Source organism: Kitasatospora herbaricolor (assembly GCF_030813695.1).
GTDB classification, from domain to species: Bacteria; Actinomycetota; Actinomycetes; order Streptomycetales; family Streptomycetaceae; genus Kitasatospora; species Kitasatospora herbaricolor.
Window position 1 is genome coordinate 6,233,999 of sequence record NZ_JAUSVA010000002.1, and the last position, 22,844, is coordinate 6,256,842.

General features: G+C 74.2%; 17 protein-coding genes. 12 read left to right on the forward strand and 5 right to left on the reverse strand.

What is annotated here, in order from left to right; all coding sequences use genetic code 11:
- The first annotated feature begins 128 nt into the window (after positions 1–128).
- The 5 genes from J2S46_RS27440 to J2S46_RS27460 all read left to right on the forward strand — a co-directional run bounded on the left by J2S46_RS27440 (position 129) and on the right by J2S46_RS27460 (position 5,174).
- On the forward strand, positions 129–614 hold the full coding sequence (locus tag J2S46_RS27440; protein WP_191291931.1) for a DUF1453 family protein: 486 nt from the start codon (positions 129–131) through the stop codon (positions 612–614).
- 110 nt (positions 615–724) lie between these two features.
- Complete coding sequence (locus J2S46_RS27445) at positions 725–1,963, forward strand: sensor histidine kinase (RefSeq protein WP_191291930.1); 1,239 nt, start codon at positions 725–727, stop codon at positions 1,961–1,963.
- Positions 1,960–2,709: a response regulator transcription factor gene (locus J2S46_RS27450; protein ID WP_191291991.1), complete on the forward strand. Its 750-nt coding sequence runs from the start codon at positions 1,960–1,962 to the stop codon at positions 2,707–2,709. The genes J2S46_RS27445 and J2S46_RS27450 overlap by 4 nt, the downstream gene beginning before the upstream one ends.
- Positions 2,710–2,892: 183 nt before the next feature.
- The gene (locus J2S46_RS27455; protein ID WP_307351467.1) at positions 2,893–3,507 is read left to right on the forward strand and encodes a DUF485 domain-containing protein; all 615 of its coding nucleotides are present in this window, start codon (positions 2,893–2,895) and stop codon (positions 3,505–3,507) included.
- Positions 3,508–3,536: 29 nt separating this feature from the next.
- Positions 3,537–5,174, forward strand: coding sequence for a monocarboxylic acid transporter (locus tag J2S46_RS27460; RefSeq protein WP_191291989.1), 1,638 nt, complete (start codon positions 3,537–3,539; stop codon positions 5,172–5,174).
- Positions 5,175–5,240: 66 nt separating this feature from the next.
- Here the strand turns inward: J2S46_RS27460 and J2S46_RS27465 are convergent, their stop codons facing one another.
- A complete protein-coding gene (locus tag J2S46_RS27465; protein WP_073924864.1) occupies positions 5,241–5,933 on the reverse strand; it encodes a response regulator in 693 nt (230 codons plus the stop codon).
- The gene (locus J2S46_RS27470; protein ID WP_191291929.1) at positions 5,930–7,564 is read right to left on the reverse strand and encodes a sensor histidine kinase; all 1,635 of its coding nucleotides are present in this window, start codon (positions 7,562–7,564) and stop codon (positions 5,930–5,932) included. The genes J2S46_RS27465 and J2S46_RS27470 overlap by 4 nt, the downstream gene beginning before the upstream one ends.
- A 361-nt stretch (positions 7,565–7,925) precedes the next feature.
- Between J2S46_RS27470 and J2S46_RS27475 the strand changes: the two genes are divergently transcribed.
- The 3 genes from J2S46_RS27475 to J2S46_RS27485 all read left to right on the forward strand — a co-directional run bounded on the left by J2S46_RS27475 (position 7,926) and on the right by J2S46_RS27485 (position 10,800).
- Positions 7,926–8,801 (forward strand): ABC transporter ATP-binding protein, encoded by an 876-nt coding sequence (locus tag J2S46_RS27475; RefSeq protein WP_229913001.1) that lies wholly within the window; start codon positions 7,926–7,928, stop codon positions 8,799–8,801.
- Entirely contained in the window at positions 8,791–9,672 is an 882-nt protein-coding gene (locus J2S46_RS27480) for an ABC transporter permease (protein ID WP_191291928.1), read from the forward strand. Before J2S46_RS27475 ends, J2S46_RS27480 begins: the two co-directional genes overlap by 11 nt.
- Before the next feature lie 66 nt (positions 9,673–9,738).
- Positions 9,739–10,800, forward strand: coding sequence for an ABC transporter substrate-binding protein (locus J2S46_RS27485; protein ID WP_191291927.1), 1,062 nt, complete (start codon positions 9,739–9,741; stop codon positions 10,798–10,800).
- A 210-nt stretch (positions 10,801–11,010) separates the two neighbouring features.
- Here J2S46_RS27485 and J2S46_RS27490 read toward each other — a convergent pair whose 3' ends face one another.
- Positions 11,011–11,913, reverse strand: a complete 903-nt coding sequence (locus J2S46_RS27490) for a ferredoxin family protein (protein WP_191291926.1) — start codon at positions 11,911–11,913, stop codon at positions 11,011–11,013.
- Positions 11,914–12,055: 142 nt separating this feature from the next.
- The gene (locus J2S46_RS27495; protein WP_191291925.1) at positions 12,056–14,506 is read right to left on the reverse strand and encodes a DNA gyrase/topoisomerase IV subunit A; all 2,451 of its coding nucleotides are present in this window, start codon (positions 14,504–14,506) and stop codon (positions 12,056–12,058) included.
- Positions 14,507–14,909: 403 nt separating this feature from the next.
- Between J2S46_RS27495 and J2S46_RS27500 the strand changes: the two genes are divergently transcribed.
- The 3 genes from J2S46_RS27500 (at position 14,910) to J2S46_RS27510 (ending at position 19,244) form a co-directional block, all read left to right on the forward strand.
- A complete protein-coding gene (locus tag J2S46_RS27500) occupies positions 14,910–16,271 on the forward strand; it encodes a M16 family metallopeptidase (RefSeq protein WP_191291924.1) in 1,362 nt (453 codons plus the stop codon).
- Positions 16,268–17,659 (forward strand): M16 family metallopeptidase, encoded by a 1,392-nt coding sequence (locus tag J2S46_RS27505; RefSeq protein WP_191291923.1) that lies wholly within the window; start codon positions 16,268–16,270, stop codon positions 17,657–17,659. The genes J2S46_RS27500 and J2S46_RS27505 overlap by 4 nt, the downstream gene beginning before the upstream one ends.
- A 373-nt stretch (positions 17,660–18,032) precedes the next feature.
- Complete coding sequence (locus tag J2S46_RS27510; RefSeq protein WP_191291922.1) at positions 18,033–19,244, forward strand: RtcB family protein; 1,212 nt, start codon at positions 18,033–18,035, stop codon at positions 19,242–19,244.
- A 151-nt stretch (positions 19,245–19,395) separates the two neighbouring features.
- On the opposite strand, the gene J2S46_RS27515 is transcribed toward J2S46_RS27510, so the two are convergent.
- On the reverse strand, positions 19,396–19,674 hold the full coding sequence (locus J2S46_RS27515; protein ID WP_073924873.1) for an HPr family phosphocarrier protein: 279 nt from the start codon (positions 19,672–19,674) through the stop codon (positions 19,396–19,398).
- Between the two features lie 284 nt (positions 19,675–19,958).
- Here J2S46_RS27515 and J2S46_RS27520 point away from each other — a divergent pair, with 284 nt between their 5' ends.
- Positions 19,959–22,763, forward strand: a complete 2,805-nt coding sequence (locus J2S46_RS27520; RefSeq protein ID WP_191291921.1) for a bifunctional acetate--CoA ligase family protein/GNAT family N-acetyltransferase — start codon at positions 19,959–19,961, stop codon at positions 22,761–22,763.
- The last annotated feature ends 81 nt before the right edge of the window (positions 22,764–22,844 follow it).

Genomic DNA, 22,844 nt, shown 5'->3' on the forward strand with positions numbered 1-22,844 from the left:
GGGGCTCTCCACCCCCGGGTGGAGAGCCCCGCGCCGTGTTTCAACCCCGGCTCCGATCACCCCGGGCCGCCCGCTCCGTAGCGTCGGAGAGGTCAGCAGACCTCCCCGACCGGCTACGGAGCGATTCGATGAGCGGCCTCGTCAACATCCTCGTGATCATCGCGGTGCTCGCCCTGGTGGTCCGCCGCCAGCTGTGCCCGCAGCGGATCGACACCGAGCGCCGCTTCTGGGTGGTGCCCGCGGTACTGGCGGTGATCGCCCTGCGCGACCCGGACCTGCTGGACCCGGGCCACCGGGCCGGGGCGGTCGCCCTGCTGGCCGGGTCGCTGCTGGTGGTGGCGGCGATGGGCACGGCCTGGGGCTGGACCGTCCGGATCAGCCGGGAGCCCGACGGGGGCGTCTGGGTGCGCGGCACCAGGGCCACGGCGGCCGCCTGGGGCGGCATGATCGCCGCCCGGCTGGGCCTGTTCGGTCTCGCGGCGGCCCTGCACATCCACCAGAGCACCGACGCGCTGCTGCTCAGCCTCGCCGTCCTGCTGCTGGTCAGGGGCGCCGTGGTGAACTGGAGGGCGCGCGACCTGGAGCCCGTCCGGGGCGTGCCGACGGTGGGCTGACCGGCACACCACGCGGGCCGCGTCCCGCCCCCGGCCCCGCGCCCGCCGGGGCTCCACCCGAGCCGCGAACCGGGACGACCGGTCCGGCGCGCGAACAGGAAGGCCGGCCGTTGCCCCCGCAGACCTGGACCCGCTGGCCGGCCCGCGAGGGGCCGGCCGGGGAGCCGTCGACGCCCGCCCGCCGGGCGCTCTCGCTGATCGGCCGGGGGGTCCTGGTCGGGGTGCTGGTCTGGGGCACCTTCGCACCCGGCGACCAGCACGGGTGGGGGGTGGCCGTCGCCGCTCTCGGCCTGGTCGCGGCGCTCGCCCAGGCCGCCGCCTTCCTGCGGGCCGGCCGCGAGCGGTGGCTGCGGTCCTCGCTGACGCTGGCGGCGACCCTCCTGGCCACCGCGTGGGCGGCCGATCTCGGGCAGGCCCACCTGCTGGCGAACTTCCTCCGGTGCGGTCTCGGGCTGACCGCCCTGATCCGGCTGCCGCTGGTGGCCGCCCTGCCGGTGGCGGCGCTGAGCCTCGGCTCCTACGCGCTCGCGAGCGGGGACGGCTGGCCGGCCGTCTCGGCCACGGTCGGCGGCCTCGCGCTGTTCGGCTACCTGCTGCGACTGGACGGCGAGGCCCGGGGCGCCGCCGTCCGGCTGCTCAGGCAGGAGCGCGCGGCGCGGGCGGCCGAGGCGGAGAGCGCCGCGCTCGCCGAGCGGGCCAGGATCGCCCGGGAGATCCACGACGTGCTGGCGCACAGCCTCTCCGCGCAGCTCGTGCACCTGGAGGCGGCCCGGTTGATGCTGGACGCCGGCGCGGACCGGGCCCGGGTGCGGGAGCGGGTGGTGGCCGCCCGGCGGATGGCCCGGGACGGGCTGACCGAGACCAGGCAGGCGCTCTCCGCGCTGCGCGGGGAGTTCACGCCGGTCGGCGAGTACCTGGTCGGGCTGGCCGAGGGGGAGCGCGCCGGACTCACCGTCACGGGCACGCCCCGGCCGCTCGCCGCGGAGGCCGGCCTGGCGGTGCGCCGTACGGCGCAGGAGGCGCTCACCAACGTCCGCAAGCACGCGGCCGGTGCCCGGTGCACCCTCGAACTGCGCTATCTGGAGGGCGTGGTGGAGCTGGAGGTCCGCAACGCGGCGGCCCGCGCGGCGCGCGCCGAGCAGCGCGCGGGCCAGGCCCCGGGAGCGGCTCCCGGAGCGGGCGCGGAGGAGGGTGCCGGGGCGCGCGTCGAGCCGGTCGCCGGGCTGGCGGAGAGCGGCAGCGGGTACGGTCTGCTGGGGATGCGCGAACGCGCCGAACTGCTCGGCGGCACCCTGCTGGCGGGCCCCGACGAGGGAGGATGGCGCGTGCTGCTGCGGACGCCCGGATGACGGACGACGCCTTCGGCCGCAGTGGCGGGGACGGGCCGGGCGGCGCTTCCGGGCCGGCCGGCCGGCCGACCCGGGTGCTGGTGGCCGACGACCAGACGGTGGTGCGCGAGGGGATCGTGATGCTGCTGGGGCTGCTGCCGGGAATCGAGGTGGTGGGAGCCGCCGCCGACGGTGAGGAGGCCGTCCGGCTGGTCGCGCGGTACGAGCCGGACGTCGTCCTGATGGACCTTCGGATGCCGCGCTGCGACGGCGTCGAGGCGACCCGGCGGATCCGCGCCGAGCACCCCGCCACCGAGGTGGTGATCCTGACCACCTACGCCGACGACGAGTCGCTCTTCCCCGCGCTGCAGGCCGGGGCCCGGGGCTATCTCACCAAGGACGCCGGCGGCGAGGAGATCGCGCGGGCCGTCGCCGACGTGCGTTCGGGCGCGGCCGGGCTCTCGCCGCAGATCCAACGGCGGCTGCTGGAAAGGCTGTCGGCGGGCGCGCCCGAGGAGCGGGCCCCGGATCGGCCGCCGCACGCGCTGCCCTCCGTCCTGCCCGACGGGCTGACCACCCGGGAGGCCGAGGTGCTGGCCCTGATCGCCGAGGGGCTGTCCAACGCCGAGATCGCCGGCCGACTGTTCGTCAGCCCGGCCACGGTGAAGACCCACATCAACAACCTCTTCGCCAAGACCGCCGTCCGCGACCGGGCCCAGGCCGTCACCTACGCCTTCCGGCACGGGATCGCCCGGCCGCCGGCCTGAGCGGACCGAACCCCGCGCCGGGGAGCGGGCGGTGAGGGACTGTCATCCACCGGTGGACCGGTCTAGGCCTTCCGGGCTGATTCCTCACCTCATCGAGTGAACGCATCTGCAAACGGGCATGTCCCGGCGCGAGGGCGCGACCATCATGGTCCGGTCAGAGGTGCGCCGGGCCCAGGAGCAGCAGTGCCACAACAGCACATGAGCAGTCCCGACCAGGGGGAGCGGTTCGACTGGTGGGCCGCACGGCCCGCCGGGCCGGCCCGTGCTGTTGCGAAGTCCCGCCGGACGACGCGGCAGGCCGCCCGGCCGGTGGCGCCTTCGCCGGCGCAGCAGGTACCGGGGCCCTCGGCCGCACCCGCAGCTGCCGCACCCGCCGTGCCGGCCCCGGCGGCCCCCGCCGCCCCGCCGGCCCCGGCCGTGCAGGCGCTCCGGACCGCCCCGGTCGGCGCCGCCCCGGCGCCCGAGGCGCCGGCGGCCCCCGCCGACCGGGCCGAGGTCTACCGCGCCGTCCAGGAGAGCGCGGCGTTCCAGGAGATCCGCCGGAGCTACCGCGCCTTCGTCTTCCCCGCCGTGGGCGCCTTCCTGGGCTGGTACCTGCTCTACGTGGGCGCCCAGGCGGCCGCTCCCGCGCTGATGCGCAGCCCGGTCGCCGGGCCGCTCAACGTGGCCTGGGTGCTCGGCCTGCTCCAGTTCGCCTCGACCTTCCTGCTGACCTGGCTGTACGCCCGGAACGCCCGCACCCGGCGCGACCGGGCCGCACTCGAACTCCGCTGGAACACCCAGGACCAGCTCCGGTGAGCGCCGCCCTCGCCACCGTCGGCGCCGCCGTGGGCGCGGCCGCCCCGCCGCCGGCCGCTCCCGCGGGGGAGCACCACGGCCTCGCCGTCGCCCTGTTCGCGGTGGTCGTCCTGGTCACCCTGGCCATCACGCTCTGGGTCGGCCGGCGCGGCCAGGCCGCCGAGGACTTCTTCGCCGGCGGCCGGGACTTCAGCCCGCTGCAGAACGGCTTCGCGCTCTCCGGCGACTACCTCTCCGCCGCCTCCTTCCTCGGCGTCGCCGGACTGATCGCGCTCTACGGGTACGACGGCGTGCTGTACAGCATCGGCTTCCTGGTGGCCTGGCTGGTGGTGCTGATGCTGGTCGCCGAACTGGTCCGCAACGCCGGCCGCTACACCCTGGCGGACGTGCTGGCGCTACGGATGCGCCACCGCCAGGTGCGGGCCGCGGCCGGCAGCGCCAGCATCGTGGTCACCCTGCTCTACCTGATCGCGCAGATGGTCGGGGCGGGCAGCCTGGTGGCGCTGCTGCTGGGCACCGACAGCGGGCAGGCGAAGACCTGGACGATCGTCGGGGTCGGCGCCCTGATGATCGTCTACGTGACGGTCGGCGGGATGCGGGCCACCACCTGGATCCAGATCGTCAAGGCCTTCCTGCTGATCGCCGGGTCCGTGCTGCTCACCGTGCTGGTGCTGGTCCGCTTCCACGGCGACCTGGCCGACCTGATGCGCACCGCCGCCCAGGGCAGCGGCGCCGGGCAGCGGTACCTGGAACCGGGCCTCAAGTACGGGACGGGGCTGACCAGCAGGCTGGACTTCTTCAGCCTGGGGCTGGCCCTGGTGCTCGGCACCGCCGGCCTGCCGCACATCCTGTCGCGCTTCTACACCGTGCCCACCGCCCGGGCCGCCCGGCGCTCCACCATGTGGGCGATCGGGCTGGTCGGCGCCTTCTACCTGATGGCCATCGTGCTGGGCCTGGGCGCCACCGCCCTGATCGGTTCGCCGGCCGTGCGGGCGGCGAACCCGGCGGGCAACACCGCCGTTCCGCTGCTCGCCCTCGACCTCGGCGGCGGTGAGGGCAGCACCTGGGGGATCATCCTCTTCGCGCTGATCTCCGCCATCGCGTTCGCCACCATCCTGGCCGTGGTCGCGGGGCTGACCCTGGCCTCCTCGGCGGCCTTCGCGCACGACCTGTACGCCCGGGTCTGGCGTCGCCGGGCGGGTGACGGGCGGCCGGTGACCGAGCACCAGGAGGTGCTGGTGGCCCGGGTGGCGGCGGTGGTGATCGGGGCGCTGGCGATCGCGCTGAGCCTGTTCGCCCAGCAGCTGAACGTGGCCTTCCTGGTCGGGCTGGCCTTCGCCGTCGCGGCCTCGGCCAACCTGCCGGTGCTGCTGTTCAGCCTGTTCTGGCGGCGGTTCACCACCCGGGGCGCGATCTGGTCGGTGTACGGCGGGCTCGTCCCGGCGGTGCTCCTGGTGGTCTTCTCGCCGGTGGTCTCGGGCAGTCGGACGGCGGTCTTCCCCGGCCTGGACTTCCACTGGTTCCCGTTGGAGAACCCCGGCCTGGTCTCCATCCCGCTGGGTTTCCTGGCCGGCTGGGTCGGCACGCTCACCTCCCGGGAGCTGCCGGACCCGGACCGGTACGCGGAGCTGGAGGTCAGGGCGCTGACCGGCACCGGGGCGGCCTGACCGGGCCGGGGCCGCCCCACGCCGCACCGGGCGGACCCGGGCCACCCGGCGCCTCCGGCGCCGGCCTCAGCGGCGCTCGGCGGGCAGCACGTACCGGTGCTCGGGCCGGCCGGTGTCGCCGTAGCGCAGGCTCAGCCGCAGCCGGCTGTCGCGCTCCAGCTGCTTGAGGTACCGCTGGGCGGTGGAGCGGCTCAGGCCGGTGGCGTCGGCGACCTCCTGGGCGGAGAGCGGGCGCCCGGCCCGGCGCAGCTCGCCGAGCACCAGGTCGGTGGTGGGCGCGGAGTGTCCCTTGGGCAGCGTCGCCATCGGGGAGGCGGCGCTGCGCAGGGTGGCGAACATCCGGTCGACCTCGTCCTGGCAGGCCTCCCGGGCGGCCGGCCCGGCCAGCGCGTGCCGCAGGTCGGCGTACGCGACGAGCTTCTCGCGAAGTCCGGCGAAGGTGAACGGCTTGACCAGGTACTGCAGCGCCCCGTGCTGCATGGCGGCGTGCACGGTCGAGACGTCGCGGGCGGCGGTCACCATCATGACGTCGCAGCCGATCTGCCGCTCGCGCATGCTGCGGACCAGTTCGAGGCCGGTCCGGTCGGGCAGGTGGTGGTCGAGCAGGAGGAGGTCCACCGGCCGGCGCTCCAGCGCGGCCAGTGCCTCGCCGGCGCTGTGCGCGGTGCCGACCACCCGGAACCCGGGCACCTTGGCCGCGTAGGCGGCGTGCACGTCGGCGACCCGGAAGTCGTCGTCCACCACCAGGACGTCGATCACGGTGCTCCCTCCAGGGCAGGTTCCACGGCTGACTCCGCGAGGGCCGCGGGGTGCAGGGCCTCCGGCAGTTCGACGGTGAAGCGGGCGCCGCCGAGCGGGCCCCGGTCGACCGCGATCCGCCCGCCGGCCCGTTCGACCAGGCGGCGCACCATGGCGAGGCCGAGGCCGCGCGGGCGGTGGGCGGGGGCCTCCTTGCTGGTCCAGCCCTCGTCGAAGATCCGGGTCCGCAGGTCGGCGGGCACGCCCGGGCCGTTGTCCTCGACCCCGAGCAGCAGGGTCGAGCCCGCGGCCAGCGCGGTGACCTCGACCGTGCCGCCGGCCGGGGAGCCGGCGGCGCCGAGCGAGTCGACGGCGTTGTCGATCAGGTTGCCCAATACCGTGACCAGCGCCCGCGGGTCCAGCGCGGCGTCCGGCAGGTGGCTGCCGGGGGTGACCGCCAGCCGGACGCCGCGCTCGGCGGCCACCGCGGCCTTGCCGGCCAGCAGCGCGGCCACGTGGGGGTCCTGCACCTGCTCGGCGATCTTCGCCGCGACCGCGGCGTGCGAGCCCGACTGCTCCGAGATGAACGCCACCGCCTGCTCGTGCAGGCCCAGCTCCAGCAGGCCGAGCAGGGTGTGCATCCGGTTGGCGTGCTCGTGGTCCTGGGCCCGCAGGGCCTCGGTGAGGGTGCGGGTGGTGTCCAGCTCGCGGACCAGGGACTCCAGCTCGGTGCGGTCGCGCAGGGTCACCACGGCGCCGTCCTGCTCGGTGGTGGTGCGGTTCACCACCAGCACCCGGTCGCCCTGCACGGCCGGCAGGTCGGCGCCCTCGGTCCGGCCGGCCAGCACGTCGGCCAGCCGGCCGGGCGGCAGCACCTCGTCGACCGGCCGCCCCACGCAGTCGGCGGGCAGCGCCAGCAGCCGGAAGGCCTCGTCGTTGGCCAGCCGGATCCGGCCGCGCCGGTCGAGTGCCACCATGCCCTCGCGGATGCCGTGCAGCATCGCCTCGCGCTCGACCAGCAGCGCGGAGATGTCGGCCAGCGCGATGTTGTGGGTGCGCCGCTTCAGCCGGCGGGCCAGCAGCAGGGTGGCGGCCAGGCCTGCGGCGAGGCCCGCGCCGGCGCAGAGCAGGATGCCCGGCACCATGCCCAGCATGCGGCGGCGGATCGAGTCGTCGCTGATGCCCACCGACACCTCGCCGACGATCCGGCCGTCGGCCAGCCGCAGCGGCACCTTGCCGCGAGCGGTCCGGCCCAGCGTGCCCTGCTGGATCGCGGTGACGCTGCGCCCGCTCAGCGCGGGCTCCGGGTCGGTGCTGACCCGCTGGCCGATCCGGGCGGGGTCGGTGTGCGAGAGCCGGATGCCGTCCAGGTCGGTGATCACCACGAAGCTGGCGCCGGTGGCCAGCCGGATCTGCTCGGCGTCGCGCTGGGCGGCGACGGAGTCGCGGTCCTGGGCCGCCAGCGCGATGGTCTCGTCGGCGGCGGTGGACTGGGCGATCGACAGGGCCCGCTGCATCGCGTCGCGGTCCAGCTCCGAGCTGACCGGGGCGAGGAACAGCCCGGCGGTCACGGCGGTGACCCCGACGGTCACCACGGTCTGGCTCAGCAGCAGCTGGGCGAAGACCCGGCGGGGCCAGTGCGGACGCTTCAACGGGTGCTCCTCTCTCCGATGCCGATGCCGACGCCGATGTCACTGTCGATGCGGTGTGCCGGCGCCGTACGCGCCGTGGCCGCCGCCGTGCCCCGGCGCCGGGCCGGGGACGGTCCGGCCGCGGGCGGCGGATCCGGCCCGGCCCGGCGCGGTCGTGGCGGCGGGTCGGCACACCCTACGTTTCGGCCGTGTTTCTGTCAGCCGCGCCCCCGCAGTTGTAGCGGAAGCAAAACGAGCAGAACACCCCTCAACGCGCGGAACCCGCAGTACGCCGACAAGGCTCCCGCCGCGGCGTACGCCGCTCCTAACCTCCGGAGCACAGCACAGAACCCCGGCGACGAAGCCGGACCTCGGAGGTCTCATGAGCGAGCAAGGCAAGCCGGTCACCGGAGGGGGTACCAGCACCCCGGAGCGGCCCGCGGGGCCGTCCGCCGCCGTCCCGGCGATCGAGCTGACCAACGCGACCAAGCGGTTCAGGACGCCCTCGGGGGCCCTGCACACCGCCGTCCGCGACCTGGACCTCACGGTCGCCCAGGGTGAGTTCGTGGCCGTGGTCGGGCCCACCGGCTGCGGCAAGTCCACCACGTTGACCCTGGTCAGCGGGCTGGAGGAGCCGACCGAGGGCGAGGTGCGGGTGCAGGGCCGGCCGGTCGCCGGGATCAGCGACCAGGTCGGGTTCGTCTTCCAGCAGGACGCGGTCTTCCCCTGGCGCACCGTCCTGTCGAACGTGATGGCCGGCCCGCGCTTCCGCGGGGTGCCCGTCGCCGAGGCCCGCGAGCGGGCCCGCGACTGGCTGGCCCGGGTGGGCCTGGCCGCCTTCGAGGACCGCTACCCGCACCAGCTGTCCGGCGGCATGCGCAAGCGCGTCGCGCTCGCCCAGACCTTCGTCAACGACCCGAAGATCCTGCTGATGGACGAGCCGTTCTCGGCGCTGGACGTGCAGACCCGGGCGCTGATGTCGGACCAGCTGCTCGACCTGTGGGCGGGCACCGGCTCCTCGGTCGTCTTCGTCACCCACGACCTGGACGAGGCGATCGCGCTGGCCGACCGGGTGGTCGTCATGACGGCCGGCCCGGCCACGGTCAAGGAGGTCTTCACCGTCGACCTGCCGCGGCCCCGCACGGTCGAGGCCGTCCGGCTGGAGCCCCGGTTCATCGAGATCTACCGCGAAATCTGGGCGTCCCTCGGCGAAGAGGTCCGCATCACCCGGGAGAGAGGAGCGGGCAATGCCGCTTGACAGTACGTTGGACACCGGGGCGCCCGCCGCCCCCGCCCCGGCGCCGCCGGCCACCCGCACCGAGGCCCGCGAACGGGCCGCCCGCCACCGGAGGTTCACCGTCCTCGGGGCCCGGGTGCTGGTGCTGGCGCTCTTCCTGGGGCTCTGGGAGGTCTGCGCCCGCACCGAGGTGGTCGACCCGTTCAACTTCTCCCAGCCGTCCCGGATCTGGAGCCAGATCTGGCAGTGGATCACCCACGGCACCGCCCAGGGCTCGCTCGGCGAGCAGATCGCCTACACCCTGTACGAGGCCCTGACCGGCTGGGTCATCGGTGTCGTCGGCGGGGTGCTGCTGGGCATCGCGCTCGGCCGGATCCGCTTCCTGGCGGACGTCCTCGGCCCGTACATCAAGGTGCTCAACGCGATCCCCAGGATCGTGCTCGCGCCGATCTTCCTGATCTGGTTCGGGCTCGGCCCGGCCTCCAAGGTGGCCTCGGCCGTCGTCCTGGTCTTCTTCCCGGTCTTCTTCAACGCCTTCCAGGGCGCCCGTGAGGTGGACCGCAACCTGGTCGCGAACGCCCGGATCCTGGGCGCCGACAACCGCAGGGTCACCCTGCAGGTGGTCATCCCCGCCGCCACCACCTGGATCTTCACCAGCCTGCACGTCAGCTTCGGCTTCGCGCTGATCGGCGCCATCGTCGGCGAGTACATCGGCGCCACCAAGGGGCTCGGCCTGCTGGTCGCCGCCGCCCAGGGCACCTTCAACGCGGCCGGCGTGTACGCGGCCATGACCATCCTCGCGGTGGTCGCGCTGCTCACCGAGGGCGTGCTCACCTTCGCCGAGAAACGGCTGTTCCGCTGGAAGCCGGCCGACGCCGGCGACGGCCGCTGACCCGGCGCCCACCCGTCCCGCCCTGCCCTCCCCTCGTCCGCAGAAGCAGAAAGAGGCCCCCACCTCATGCGCAGAACCGCCGTAGCCGCCGTCGCCGCCGTGCTGCTCGCCTCCCTCACCGCCTGTGCCAACGACGCCGCCTCCACCTCGCACAGCGGCGCCGCCCCGGCCGGCCAGTCCGTCGACGGGCCCAAGGTCAAGATCATGGTCGGTGGCCTGGACAAGGTCATCTACCTGCCCGCCATGCTCACCCAGCGCCTCGGGTACTTCGCCGAGGCCGGCGTCAACGTCGAGCTGATGAGCGAGCCCGCGGGCGTCAACGCCACCACCGCCCTGCTGGCCGGGGACGTCCAGGGCGCGGTCGGCTTCTACGACCACACCATCGACCTCCAGGCCAAGGGCAAGTCCGTCGAGTCGGTGGTGCAGTTCTCGCAGGCGCCGGGCGAGGTCGAGGTGGTCTCCAGCAAGCAGGCGGACGCCGTGAAGTCCGGCGCCGACTTCAAGGGCAAGAAGCTCGGCGTCACCAGCCTCGGCTCCTCCACCGACTTCCTCACCAAGTACCTGGCCGTCAAGAACGGCGTGCCCGTCAGCGAGTTCAGCCCGATCGCGGTCGGGGCCGGCCAGACCTTCATCGCCGCCCTCCAGCAGGGCAGCATCGACGCCGGCATGACCACCGACCCGACCGTCGCCAACATCCTCGCCAAGGACCTCGGCAAGGTGCTGTACGACATGCGCACCCCGGAGGGCTCCCGGGCCGCGCTGGGCGGGCTCTACCCCTCGTCCTCGCTGTACATGAACACCGACTGGGTCGAGAAGAACAAGGACACCACCCAGAAGCTCGCCAACGCCTTCGTGAAGACGCTGAAGTGGATGTCCACCCACTCGCCCGAGGAGATCGCCGCCAAGATGCCGGCCGACTACGGCCAGGGCGGGGCCGACCAGTACGCGGCCGCGATCAAGGCGACCCTGCCGATGTTCACCACGGACGGGGTGATGCCCGCGGGCGGCCCGAAGACGGTGCTCGCGGTGCTCGCCGCCTTCCACCCGGACGTCCAGGGCAAGGAGTCCTCGATCGACCTCGCCAAGACCTACACCACCGAGTTCGTCAGCAAGGCCGCGGCCGGCTGACCCGCCCGGCGGGCCCCGCACCGGGGCCCGCCGGCACCCGGGGTGCGACGCGGCCGCCAGGCCGCCCCCCTCGTCGCGCCGCCGGGTCGCGGCCCCGCACCTCCCGGACAGCGGGTGCGGGGCCGCCGCAGTACCACCGCCGCCACGGCCGGCCGCATCACCCGCGGCCGGTCGTCAGAGCTCCCGCAGCGCCCTCGCGCCCACCGGTCGTCAGAGCTCCCGCAGCGCCGTCACGTCCATCCGGGCCGGCCTCGCCGCCGCCTTGCCGCAGCTCTCCGGACGCGGCGGCTCACTCGCCCCCTGGGTGACCTCGGCCTCCCAGCCCCGGCCGTCCGCGTGCCGCACCCCGACCAGCCAGCGGCCCTCGCCGGCCGGCCGCTGGGCCAGCGTCAGCACGTCCACCCTGGTCTCCCCGGTCAGCTCCCGCACCGCGTGCTCGGCCGCCTGGCCCGGGCGGTCCCAGCCCGAACAGCCCCGCGACCACTCCGGCACCATGTGCCCCGCGGCCGTCGCCGCCAGTACCTCCTTGGCACTCTCCGCCGTCAGCCGCCCGTACGCGTACCCGTACGGCAGCACCAGCATGGTGGGGGAGAAGCGGTGCCCGCCCAGGTGCGTGACCTCCCAGACCTCGCTGTGCCCGGCCGCCGCCAGGTCCGCCGCCAGCGGCCGCCCGAGCAGCGCGCAGCAGCGGTCCCGCCGGCCGTTGGTGCACACCAGGGCCAGCGGCCCGCCCACGTGCTCCGTGCCGAAACCCCGGTGGTCGCCCGTTCCGAGCCCGCCGAAGTCCAGGGCCAGCAGCTCGGCCGGATCCGCCAGCGAGGTCCGTCGCACCCAGGAGCGGCCCGGCACGGTGTGCGCGACCACCACCTCGCGCCGGGCGTCCGGCAGGCAGTCCGCGTGCCGCCCCGGCCGCCGGATCAGCGCCACCCGCACGCCCGTCCCCTCGCAGGCGGCGTCCAGCGCCCGGCCGAGCGAGGAGTCGAGGTGGCTCTCGGTCAGCGCCTTGGCACCCCAGGGGCCGGTCTGCTCCACCAGCAGCCAGGTGCTCGCGGTCGCCGCGGTGGCGGCCAGCGGCTCCGACAGTTCCAGCGACCTCGTCGCACAGGTGCTCACTCAGCTGAGCCTACCTTTGCCGGGGGGTGGCGACCCCGCAGGCGCCGCGGCCCGCGGCCCCCGCCGGGCCGCCCGCGCGGGCGCCGCGAAACGCCGGGAGGGGGCGCCGACCGGCACCCCCTCCCGTCCCCACCGCGAACCGTTACGCGGGCCCGGCCACCGCCGCGATCGGCGTGGTCACCGGCACACCCGAACCGTCCCGGCGCGGGTCGCGCTCCGGCAGCTCCACCGGCGCGCCCTTGTCCGTCGCCGCCCGGGCCGGCGCCGCGCCCGCCCAGGCGAACGCCAGCGCGTCCTCACCGCGCAGGAAGCGCTGGCAGCGCACCCCGCCGGTGGCCCGGCCCTTGCGCGGGTACTGCTCGAACGGCGTGACCTTCCAGCTGCTCTGCGCCTCGCCCGTCAGCGTCCCCGACGCACCCGCGACCGAGACCACCACCGCGTCCACCGCCGGATCGACCGCCGTGAACGACAGCACCCGCGCCCCGTCCGTCAGCTTCACGCCGGCCATGCCGCCGGCCGGCCGGCCCTGCGGGCGCACCTGCCCCGCCGGGTAGCGCAGCAGCTGGGCGTCCGAGGTGATGAAGACCAGGTCCTCCTCGCCCGTCCGCAGCTCCACCGCGCCGACCAGCTCGTCACCGTCCTTGAGGGCGATCACCTCGAACTCGTCCTTGTTCGCCGGCCACTCCGGCACCACCCGCTTCACCACGCCCTGCACCGTGCCCAGCGCCAGACCCGGCGAGGACTCGTCCAGCGTGGTCAGCGCGATCGCCCGCTCCCCGGCATCCAGCCGCAGGAACTCCGACACCTGCGCCCCGCCCGCCAGCGTCGGCGAAGGCGTCGGCGGCAGCCCCGGCAGATCGATCACCGGCAGGCGCAGCACCCGGCCCGCCGAGGTCACCACCCCGACGTCGGCCCGCGCCGTCGCCGGCACCGCCGAGACGATCACGTCGTGCCGGCCCCGCGACTCCGCGAGCTCCAGCGGCTCCCCGTCCGCGGTCCGGGCCAGCAGCCCGGTCGACGACAGCAGCACCCGGCACGGGTCGTCCGCCACCTCCAGCGGCACCGACAGCGCCGCCGTCGGCACCGAGCCGGCCTCCAGCAGCACCGTCCGCCGCTCGGTGCCGAACTGCTTCGACACCGCGCCCAGCTCCGCCGACACCACGCTGCGCAGCTTGCTGTCCGACTCCAGGATCCCGGTCAGCTCCGCGATCTCCGCGTTCAGCTTCTCCTGCTCCGTCTCCAGCTCCACCCGGTCGAACCGGGTCAGCCGCCGCAGCGGGGTGTCCAGGATGTACGAGGTCTGCGTCTCCGACAGCGAGAAGCGCTCGATCAGCCGCTCCTTGGCCTGCGTCGCGTTGTCGCTCGACCGGATGATCGCGATGACCTCGTCGATGTCCAGCAGCGCCACCAGCAGGCCCTCGACCAGGTGCAGCCGCTCCTGGCGCTTGCGCCGCCGGAAGTCGCTGCGCCGCCGGACCACCTCGAAGCGGTGGTCGACGTAGACCTCCAGCAGCTCCTTCAGACCCAGCGTCAACGGCTGGCCGTCCACCAGGGCCACGTTGTTGATGCCGAAGGTCTCCTCCATCGGCGTCAGCTTGTAGAGCTGCTCCAGCAACGCCTCCGGCACGAAGCCGTTCTTCACCTCGATCACCAGCCGCAGCCCGTGCTCGCGGTCGGTCAGGTCCTTGACGTCCGCGATGCCCTGCAGCTTCTTCGCGTTGACCAGGTCCTTGATCTTCGCGATCACCTTCTCCGGCCCCACCGTGTACGGCAGCTCCGTCACCACGATGCCCTTGCGGCGCGCGGTGACGTTCTCCACCGTGGTGGTGGCCCGGATCTTGAAGGTGCCGCGGCCGCTCTCGTAGGCGTCCCGGATCCCCGACAGGCCGACGATCCGCCCGCCCGTCGGCAGGTCCGGGCCCGGCACGAAACGCATCAGGGTGTCGAGGTCCGCCGTCGGATGCTTGATCAGATGCCGGGCCGCCGCCACCACCTCGGCCAGGTTGTGCGGCGGCATGTTCGTCGCCATCCCGACCGCGATCCCCGAGGTGCCGTTCACCAGCAGGTTCGGGAACGCCGCCGGCAGCACCGACGGCTCCTGCTCGCTGCCGTCGTAGTTCGGCCCGAAGTCGACGGTGTCCTCGTGGATCGACTCCACCAGCGCCATCGAGGCAGCCGTCAGCCGCGACTCGGTGTACCGCATCGCGGCCGGCGGGTCGTCGTTGCCCAGCGAACCGAAGTTCCCGTGCCCGTCGATCAGCGGCAGCCGCATCGAGAACGGCTGCGCCATCCGCACGACCGAGTCGTAGATGGACGCGTCACCGTGCGGGTGCAGCCGGCCCATCACCTCGCCCACCACACGGGCGCACTTCACGTGCGCGCGGTCCGGACGCAGGCCCATCTCGTTGGCCTGGTAGAGGATCCGGCGGTGCACCGGCTTCAGACCGTCCCGCGCGTCCGGCAGCGCACGCGAGTAGATCACCGAGTAGGCGTACTCCAGGAAGGAGCCCTGCATCTCGTCCACGACATCGACGTCGAGGATCCGCTCCTCGAAATCTCCGGGCGGCGGGGTAGGCGAACTGCGGCGGGCCATCGCGGCGGGGCTCCCTTGCGTCTGTCGGCTTCGTCTGCCGCCCCGGACCGTGGGTCCGGACGGCGCTGCGCTCTTGGACTTCTCTGTGTTCTCGACGGACTGCGTCCGTACTCCGGCGTTCGGCGGACTGCGTCCGTACTGCGGGGGACCGCTCCGCGCCCGCGGACCCTTCGGTGCTCCGGGCGACTGTCGGCCAGTCGTTCAGCGCCCCCATTGTGAACCCTACGGCCGACAGACCCCGCCAAGGGCCGCCCCCCACCCACCGGCGCGCGACCCGGCCGGCGCTTCCGCCCGTGGCGAACGCCCCGTCCGCGCGGACACATCCACGGCCTCCACGCGTTGCACCACAATGGGGATCACTCAACGAACCCCCGACCCTCGACGACGGGAAGGACCCGAGCGCATGGCCAACCCGGCCCCCGCAGCCGCCTCCACCGGAGGCAGTGGCGCTGCCATCGCCATCACCGAACACCGCCTGGCCAACGGCCTGCGCGTGGTGCTCTCCGAGGACCACCTCACCCCGGTGGCCGCCGTCTGCCTCTGGTACGACGTCGGCTCCCGCCACGAGGTCAAGGGCCGTACGGGTCTCGCCCACCTCTTCGAGCACCTGATGTTCCAGGGCTCCGCCAACGTCTCCAACAACGGGCACTTCGAGCTCGTCCAGGGCGCCGGCGGCTCGCTCAACGGCACCACCAGTTTCGAACGCACCAACTACTTCGAGACCATGCCGACCCACCAGCTCGAACTCGCCCTCTGGCTGGAGGCCGACCGGATGGGCTCGCTGCTCTCCGCGCTCGACGACACCTCGATGGAGAACCAGCGCGACGTCGTCAAGAACGAGCGCCGCCAGCGCTACGACAACGTGCCCTACGGCACCGCGTTCGAGAAGCTCACCGCGCTGTCCTTCCCCGACGGCCACCCCTACCACCACACCCCCATCGGCTCGATGGCCGACCTGGACGCCGCCACGCTGGAGGACGCCCGCGCGTTCTTCCGCACCTACTACGCGCCCAACAACGCCGTCCTGTCCGTCGTCGGCGACATCGACCCCGAGCGGACCATCGCCTGGATCGAGAAGTACTTCGGCACCATCCCCGCCCACGACGGCAAGCAGCCGCCGCGCGACGGCAGCCTCCCCGACACGATCGGCGCCGAGACCCGCGAACTCGTCGAGGAGGACGTCCCCTCCCGCGCCCTGATGGCCGCCTACCGCCTCCCGCACGACGGCACCCGCGAGGCCGACGCCGCCGACCTCGCCCTCACCATCCTCGGCAGCGGCGAGTCCAGCCGGCTCTACAACCGGCTCGTCCGCCGCGACCGCACCGCCGTCGTCGCCGGCTTCGGCCTGCTCCGCCTGGCCGGCGCCCCCTCGCTCGGCTGGCTCGACGTGAAGACCTCCGGCGAGGCGACCGTCGCCCAGATCGAGAGCGCCGTCGACGAGGAGCTCGCCCGCTTCGCCGCCGAGGGCCCCACCGCCGAGGAACTGGAGCGCGCCCAGGCCCAGATCGAGCGCGAGTGGCTGGACCGCCTCACCACCGTCGCCGGCCGCGCCGACGAACTCTGCCGCTACGCCGTCCTGTTCGGCGACCCCAAGCTGCTGAACGACGCCCTCCCCAAGGTCCTCGACATCACCGCCGAGGAGGTCAAGGCGATCGCCCAGGCCCGCCTGCGCCCCGACAACCGCGCCGTCCTCGTCTACGAGCCCACCGACGACACCGACGACACCGCCGCCGCCGACGACACCGAGGAGGAGACGGCCGCATGAGCACCGACCCCACCCCCGTCATGACGTTCCACCCCCAGCCCGAGCCCGGCACCCCCAGCCCGTGGGCGTTCCCCCGGCCGGACCGCACCACCCTCGCCAACGGCATCACCGTGCTGTACTGCGACCGGCCCGGCCAGCAGCTGGTCGCCGTCGACGTCCTCCTCGACGCCCCGCTCGCGGCCGAACCCGAGGGCCTCGACGGCGTCTCCGGCATCCTCGCCCGCGCCCTCAGCGAAGGCACCGACACCCTCACCGCGGAGGAGTTCGCGGCCGAGCTGGAGCGCACCGGCGCCACCCTCGACGCGCACGCAGACCACCCGAACGTCCGGGTCTCCCTGGAGGTCCCGGCCTCCCGCCTGCAGCGCGGCCTGACCCTGCTCGCGGACGCCCTGCGCGCCCCCGCCCTGCCCGAGAACGAGATCGAGCGGCTCGTCGCCAACCGCCTCGACGAGATCGTCCACGAGCAGGCCAACCCCGCGCGCCGCGCCGCCAAGGCCCTCTACGCCGACCTCTTCGACGCCGCCGACCGGCTCTCCCGCCCTCGCGGCGGCACCGCCGACACCGTCAAGGCCATCGACCGGGCGGCGGTGAAGGCGTTCTACGACGCCCACATCCGCCCCGCCACCACCACCGTCGTGGTCGTCGGCGACCTCACCGGCATCGACCTGCCCGCGCTGCTCGAAACCACCCTCGGCGCCTGGACCGGCACCCCGGCGGAGCCCAGCGTGCACGCCCCCGTCACCGCCGACGACACCGGCCGCGTCATCATCGTCGACCGCCCCGGTTCGGTGCAGACCCAGCTGCTCATCGGCCGGATCGGACCGGACCGCCACGACGACGCGTGGGCCGCCCAGATCCTCGGCACCTACTGCCTCGGCGGCACCCTCACCTCCCGACTGGACCGCGTCCTGCGCGAGGAGAAGGGCTACACCTACGGCGTCCGGGCCTTCGCCCAGCCGCTGCGCTCCGCCGCCGACGGCTCCGGCCGCGCGATGCTCGCCATCAGCGGCTCGGTCGACACCGCCTCGACCGCCCCGGCCCTGGCCGACACCTGGACCATCCTGCGCACCCTCGCCGCGGAGGGCCTCACCGACGCGGAGCGCGAGGAGGCCGTCCAGTTCCTGGTGGGCGTCGCCCCGCTCAAGTACGAGACCGCGGGCTCCGTCGCCGGCACCCTCGCGGACCAGGTCGAGCAGTACCTGCCCGACGACTACCAGTCCGAGGTCTACCGGCAGCTCGCCGAACTCGGCACGGCCGCCGCCACCGAGGCCGTGGTCGCCGCCTTCCCGCCGGACCGCCTGGTCACCGTGCTGGTCGGCGACGCCGCCGTGATCGCCGACCCGGTGAAGAAGCTCGGCATCGGCGAGGTCACCGTCGTCACCTCCTGACCTCCTGACCGACGACCGGCCTCCCGCACGCGCGGGTCAGGGGCCCGGCGGAGCTTCGGCTCCGCCGGGCCCCTTCGCGTCCGCCCGGGGAAATCCGCTTGCCGTGCCCGCCGCCCCCGTGGGTAGATACATCCCGCAGCCGAACGCGCTGCGCAGGTGCCAGGACGAAGGAAGGAGGCGGTCACCATGCGGGTCGAGCCCACCCTGCGCCCCACCGGCGCGCAGCGCTCCCCGAGACTGCCCCGTCCCGCCTCGCGCCGACGCCGCAGCTCCTGAGCCGCCGCGTCCAGGATGTACCCGAGCCACGCCGGAAGCTTCGCGCGGCACCCCCCGAACTAGCATGGAACCAGTCGACCCCGGAGGTCGTTCAGTCATGTCGCAGACCGCAGTACCCGCCCCGTACGAGATCGCCGGGGCCCGTGTCCCGATCCGGATGTGGACCGACCCGGCCACCGTCGAGGGCCAGGCCATCCAGCAGTTGCGCAACATCAGTACGCTGCCGTGGCTGCACGGGCTCGCCGTGATGCCGGACGTCCACCTGGGCAAGGGCGCGACCGTCGGCTCGGTGATCGCCATGAACGGCGCCGTCTGCCCGGCGGCGGTGGGCGTCGACATCGGCTGCGGGATGAGCGCGGTGAAGACCTCGCTCACCGCGAAGGACCTGCCGGACGACCTGTCCCGGTTGCGTTCCAAGATCGAGCAGGCCATCCCGGTCGGCCGTGGACTGCACACCGACCCGGTGGACCCGCAGAAGCTCCACGGCTTCGGCGCGGCCGGCTGGGACGACTTCTGGGAGCGGTTCGACACCGTCGCACCGGAGGTGAAGTGGCGGCGCGAGCGGGCGATGCAGCAGATGGGATCCCTGGGCGCGGGAAACCACTTCATAGAGGTATGTGTCGATACGTCCGGTTCTGTCTGGCTGATGCTGCACTCCGGATCGCGCAACATCGGCAAGGAGCTGGCGGAGCACCACATGGGCGTCGCCCGCTCGCTCCCGCACAACCAGGGGCTGGTCGACCGCGACCTCGCGGTCTTCATCGCGCGGACCCCGCAGATGGACGCCTACCGGCAGGACCTCTTCTGGGCCCAGGAGTACGCCAAGAAGAACCGTGCGGTGATGATGGCGCTCTTCCAGGACGTGGTGCGCCGCGAGTTCGCGCGGGCGAGGGTCGGCTTCGACCAGGTGATCAGCTGCCACCACAACTACGTGGCCGAGGAGCGCTACGACGGCGTCGACCTGCTCGTCACCCGTAAGGGCGCGATCCGGGCCGGCTCCGGCGACTTCGGGATCATCCCCGGCTCGATGGGGACGGGTTCGTACATCGTCCGCGGTCTGGGCAACGAGGCGGCCTTCAACTCGGCCTCGCACGGAGCGGGCCGGAAGATGAGCCGGACGGCGGCCAAGAAGCGGTTCACCACGAAGGACCTGGCCGAGCAGACCAAGGGCGTCGAGTGCCGCAAGGACAGCGGCGTCGTGGACGAGATCCCGGGTGCGTACAAGCCGATCGAGAAGGTCATCGCCCAGCAGAAGGACCTGGTCGAGGTGGTCGCCCACCTGAAGCAGGTCATCTGCGTGAAGGGCTGACCACCGGGGGAGGGCGGGGCTCCGGCGGCGCCGGGCCCCGCCTTCGTGTGCCGGCCGCACGGGTTCGCCGCGCCGAGCGGGAGCCTGTACCGCCGGTACGCCGGAGGGGTGCGCCGTCCCGCTGTGGCGCACCCCTCCGGCGGGCGACGGCTCAGGCCGCGGGCAGCTCGTCGAGGCCTTCGTGGACGAGCTTGGCGACGCGGTCGAGGGCGCTGTCGGCGCCTTCGGCGTCGGAGGTGAGGACGACCTCCTCACCGCCCTCGGCGCCGAGGCCGAGCAGGCCGAGCATCGACGCGGCGTTGACGGGCTTGCCGTCGGGCTTGGCGATGGTCATCGGCACGCCCGTGGCCGTGACGGCGCGGACGAAGATGGAGGCGGGACGGGCGTGCAGGCCCTCGGCCCAACCGATGGTGACGCGGCGCTCAGCCATGAGACGTGCCTTTCGGTGTTGCTGGCCATGTTACGTAGACGGCCATGTTGTCTAGACCAGTGTCGCATGAGTGCCGGACTGCTTCGCCGCCGATCGCGACCACGGAACGCTCCTGACCGGGCACGGAACCCTTCCGGCCGGCCTCCCGGACCTGGTCCGGCCACGTGCGTGCCCCCGGCCGGGAAGGCCTCGGCGGGCACCGTCCACGGCGGTGGGCGTCCCTCCACAGTGCCGTGGGCGCGTGCCCGGCGCCATCCGGCCCGCCGCCCGATAACCTGACGAACGTGGACGACTCTCGGGCACCGCAGGCGAAGCCGACCGACGAGCAGGGCTACCCCCGGCACTGGGAGGCCGACGTGCTGCTGCGGGACGGCGGCACCGCCCGGATCCGGCCGATCACCACGGCCGACGCGGCGCGTCTGGTCGAGTTCTACGAGCAGGTGTCCGACCAGTCGAAGTACTTCCGGTTCTTCGCGCCCTACCCGCGCCTGTCCGACAAGGACGTCCGGCGCTTCACCCACCACGACTACGTCAACCGGGTGGGCCTGGCCGTGGTCGTCCGCGACCGTTTCATCGCGACCGTCCGCTACGACCGCATCGACGAGAACGGCCGCCCCTCCGAGGACGGCACCGACGCCGAGGTCGCCTTCCTGGTGCAGGACGCCCACCAGGGCCGGGGCGTCGCCTCCGCCCTGCTGGAGCACATCGGCGCCGTCGCCCAGGAGCGCGGCATCCGGCGGTTCGTCGCCGAGGTGCTCCCGGAGAACCGCAAGATGGTGAAGGTCTTCACCGACGCCGGCTACACCCAGCGCCGCAGCTTCGCGGACGGCGTCGTGCACCTGGAGTTCGACCTGGAGCCGACCGCCGCCTCGCTGGCCGTGATGCGCGCCCGCGAGCACCGCGCGGAGGCCCGGTCGGTGCAGCGGCTGCTCACCCCGCGCTCGGTCGCCGTGGTCGGGGTCTCGCGCAACCCGCAGACCGTCGGCCGGGCCGTCCTGCGCGACCTCGCGGGCTTCCGCGGGCCGGTGTACGCGGTGAACCGCAACGTCCCGCCCGGCGGGGAACTGGACGGGGTGCCGGTCTACCGCTCGGTGCTGGAGATCCCCGGGCCGGTGGACCTGGCGGTGATCACCGTGCCGGCCGCCGCGGTGCCCGCCGCCGTCGCGGACTGCGGCGCGCACGGGGTGCAGGGCCTGGTGGTGGTCACCGCCGGGTACGCCGAGACCGGCCCGGACGGCCGCGACCACCAGCGGGCGCTGGTCCGCCAGGCCCGGGCGGCGGGCATGCGGGTGATCGGCCCGAACGCGTTCGGCCTGGTCAACACCGACCCCGAGCAGCCGCTGAACGCCTCGCTGGCGCCCGTCCTGCCGGAGCGCGGCGGCTTCGGGATCTTCTGCCAGTCCGGCGCGATCGGCGTCGCCCTGCTGGAGGCCGCGCACCGCCGCGGCCTGGGCGTCTCCTCCTTCGCCTCGGTCGGCAACCGGTCCGACGTCTCCGGCAACGACCTGCTCCAGTACTGGGAGGAGGACGGGGCCACCGACGTGGTGCTGCTCTACCTGGAGTCCTTCGGCAACCCCCGCAAGTTCACCCGGATCGCCCGCCGGCTGGCCACCGTCAAGCCGGTGGTGGTGGTCAAGGGCGCCCGGCACACCGGCAGCCTGCCGCCCGGCCACGCCGTCCAGCCGGCCGCCAGCGGGCTGCGCGACGCCACCGTGGACGCGCTCTTCCAGCAGGCCGGGGTGCTGCGGGTGGACACCATCACCGAGCTGTTCGACGCCGGTGAGCTGCTCGCCCGCCAGCCCCTGCCGCCCGGCGACCGGGTGGCCGTGGTCGGCAACTCCGACTCGATGGGCCTGCTCACCCACGACGCCTGCCTGAGCGCCGGGCTGCGCCCGCGCACCCCGGTGGACCTGACCACCGCCGCCACCGGCGAGAACTTCCGGATAGCGCTGGACACCGCGCTCGCCGACCCGGCGGTGGACGCGGTGATCGCGGTGGCGATCCCGCCGATCGGCACCGCCGCGCACGCGTTCACCGGCGGCCGGCTGCACGCGCACGACCCGGGCTCGGACGACCCGGAGATCGCCGACGCCCTGCTCGAATCGGCCGCCACGGCGAAGGAGTTGGGCAAGCCGCTGCTGCTCTGCCATTTGGCGCTGACCGATCTGACCGGCCGGCTCCGGGAGGGCGGCATCCCGGCCTACCCCGCGCCCGAGCGGGCCGTGCACGCGCTGGCCCACGCCGTCCGGTACGCCGACTGGCGCCGCCGCACCGCCGAGGCGGAGGAGACCGCGCGGGTCCCCGAACTCGACCGGATCGACGAGGGCGCGGCCCGCACGCTGGTCGATGCCGCGCTCGGCACCCGGGCCGCCGCCGCGGCCCGCCTCCAGCCCGGCGGCGCCCGGATCACCCTGGCGGAGGCCGAGGGGAACGCGCTGCTCGCCGCCTACGGCATCGAGGTCCACCCGACGCTGCCGGCGCCCGACGAGGAGAGCGCGGTACGGGCCGCCGCCGCCCTCGGCTACCCCGTGGCCCTGAAGGCGACCGCCCCGCACCTGCGCCACCGCCCCGACCTCGGCAGCGTCCGGCTGGACCTCACCGGGGAGCCCGGGCTGCGCCGGGCCCACCGGGAGCTGGACGCGCTGCTGGGCGGCGCCGCCCAGGCGCAGCTGGTGGTGCAGCGCCTCGCGCCGCGCGGGGTGGACACCGTGATCGGCGCCACCGTCGACCCGGCGGTGGGCACCATCCTCTCCTTCGGCCTGGCCGGGGCCCCGGCCGAGCTGCTCGGCGATGTCGCGCACCGGCTGGTGCCGGCCACCGACCAGGATGTGGCGAGTCTCATCCGGGAGGTCCGGGCGGCCCCGCTGCTGTTCGGCTGGCGGGGCTCCGACCCGGTGGACACCGCGGCCCTGGAGGAGCTGCTGCTGCGGGTGTCGTGCCTGGTGGACGACCTGCCGGAGGTCGCCGGGGTGGATCTCGAACCGGTGGTCGTGGCCCCGCACGGACTGGCGATCCTGGGGGCCCGGGTGCGGATCGCGCCGCTGCCCGTCCGCAGTGATCTGGGCCCGCGCGCCATGAGCAGCCTGTAACCTTCCTTGGTTGCGCCCCATCCGGGGTGCCCGTGCGCCGGGATCCCGGCGTCGTGCCGCCCGCTTCGTCGGCGGACCGTG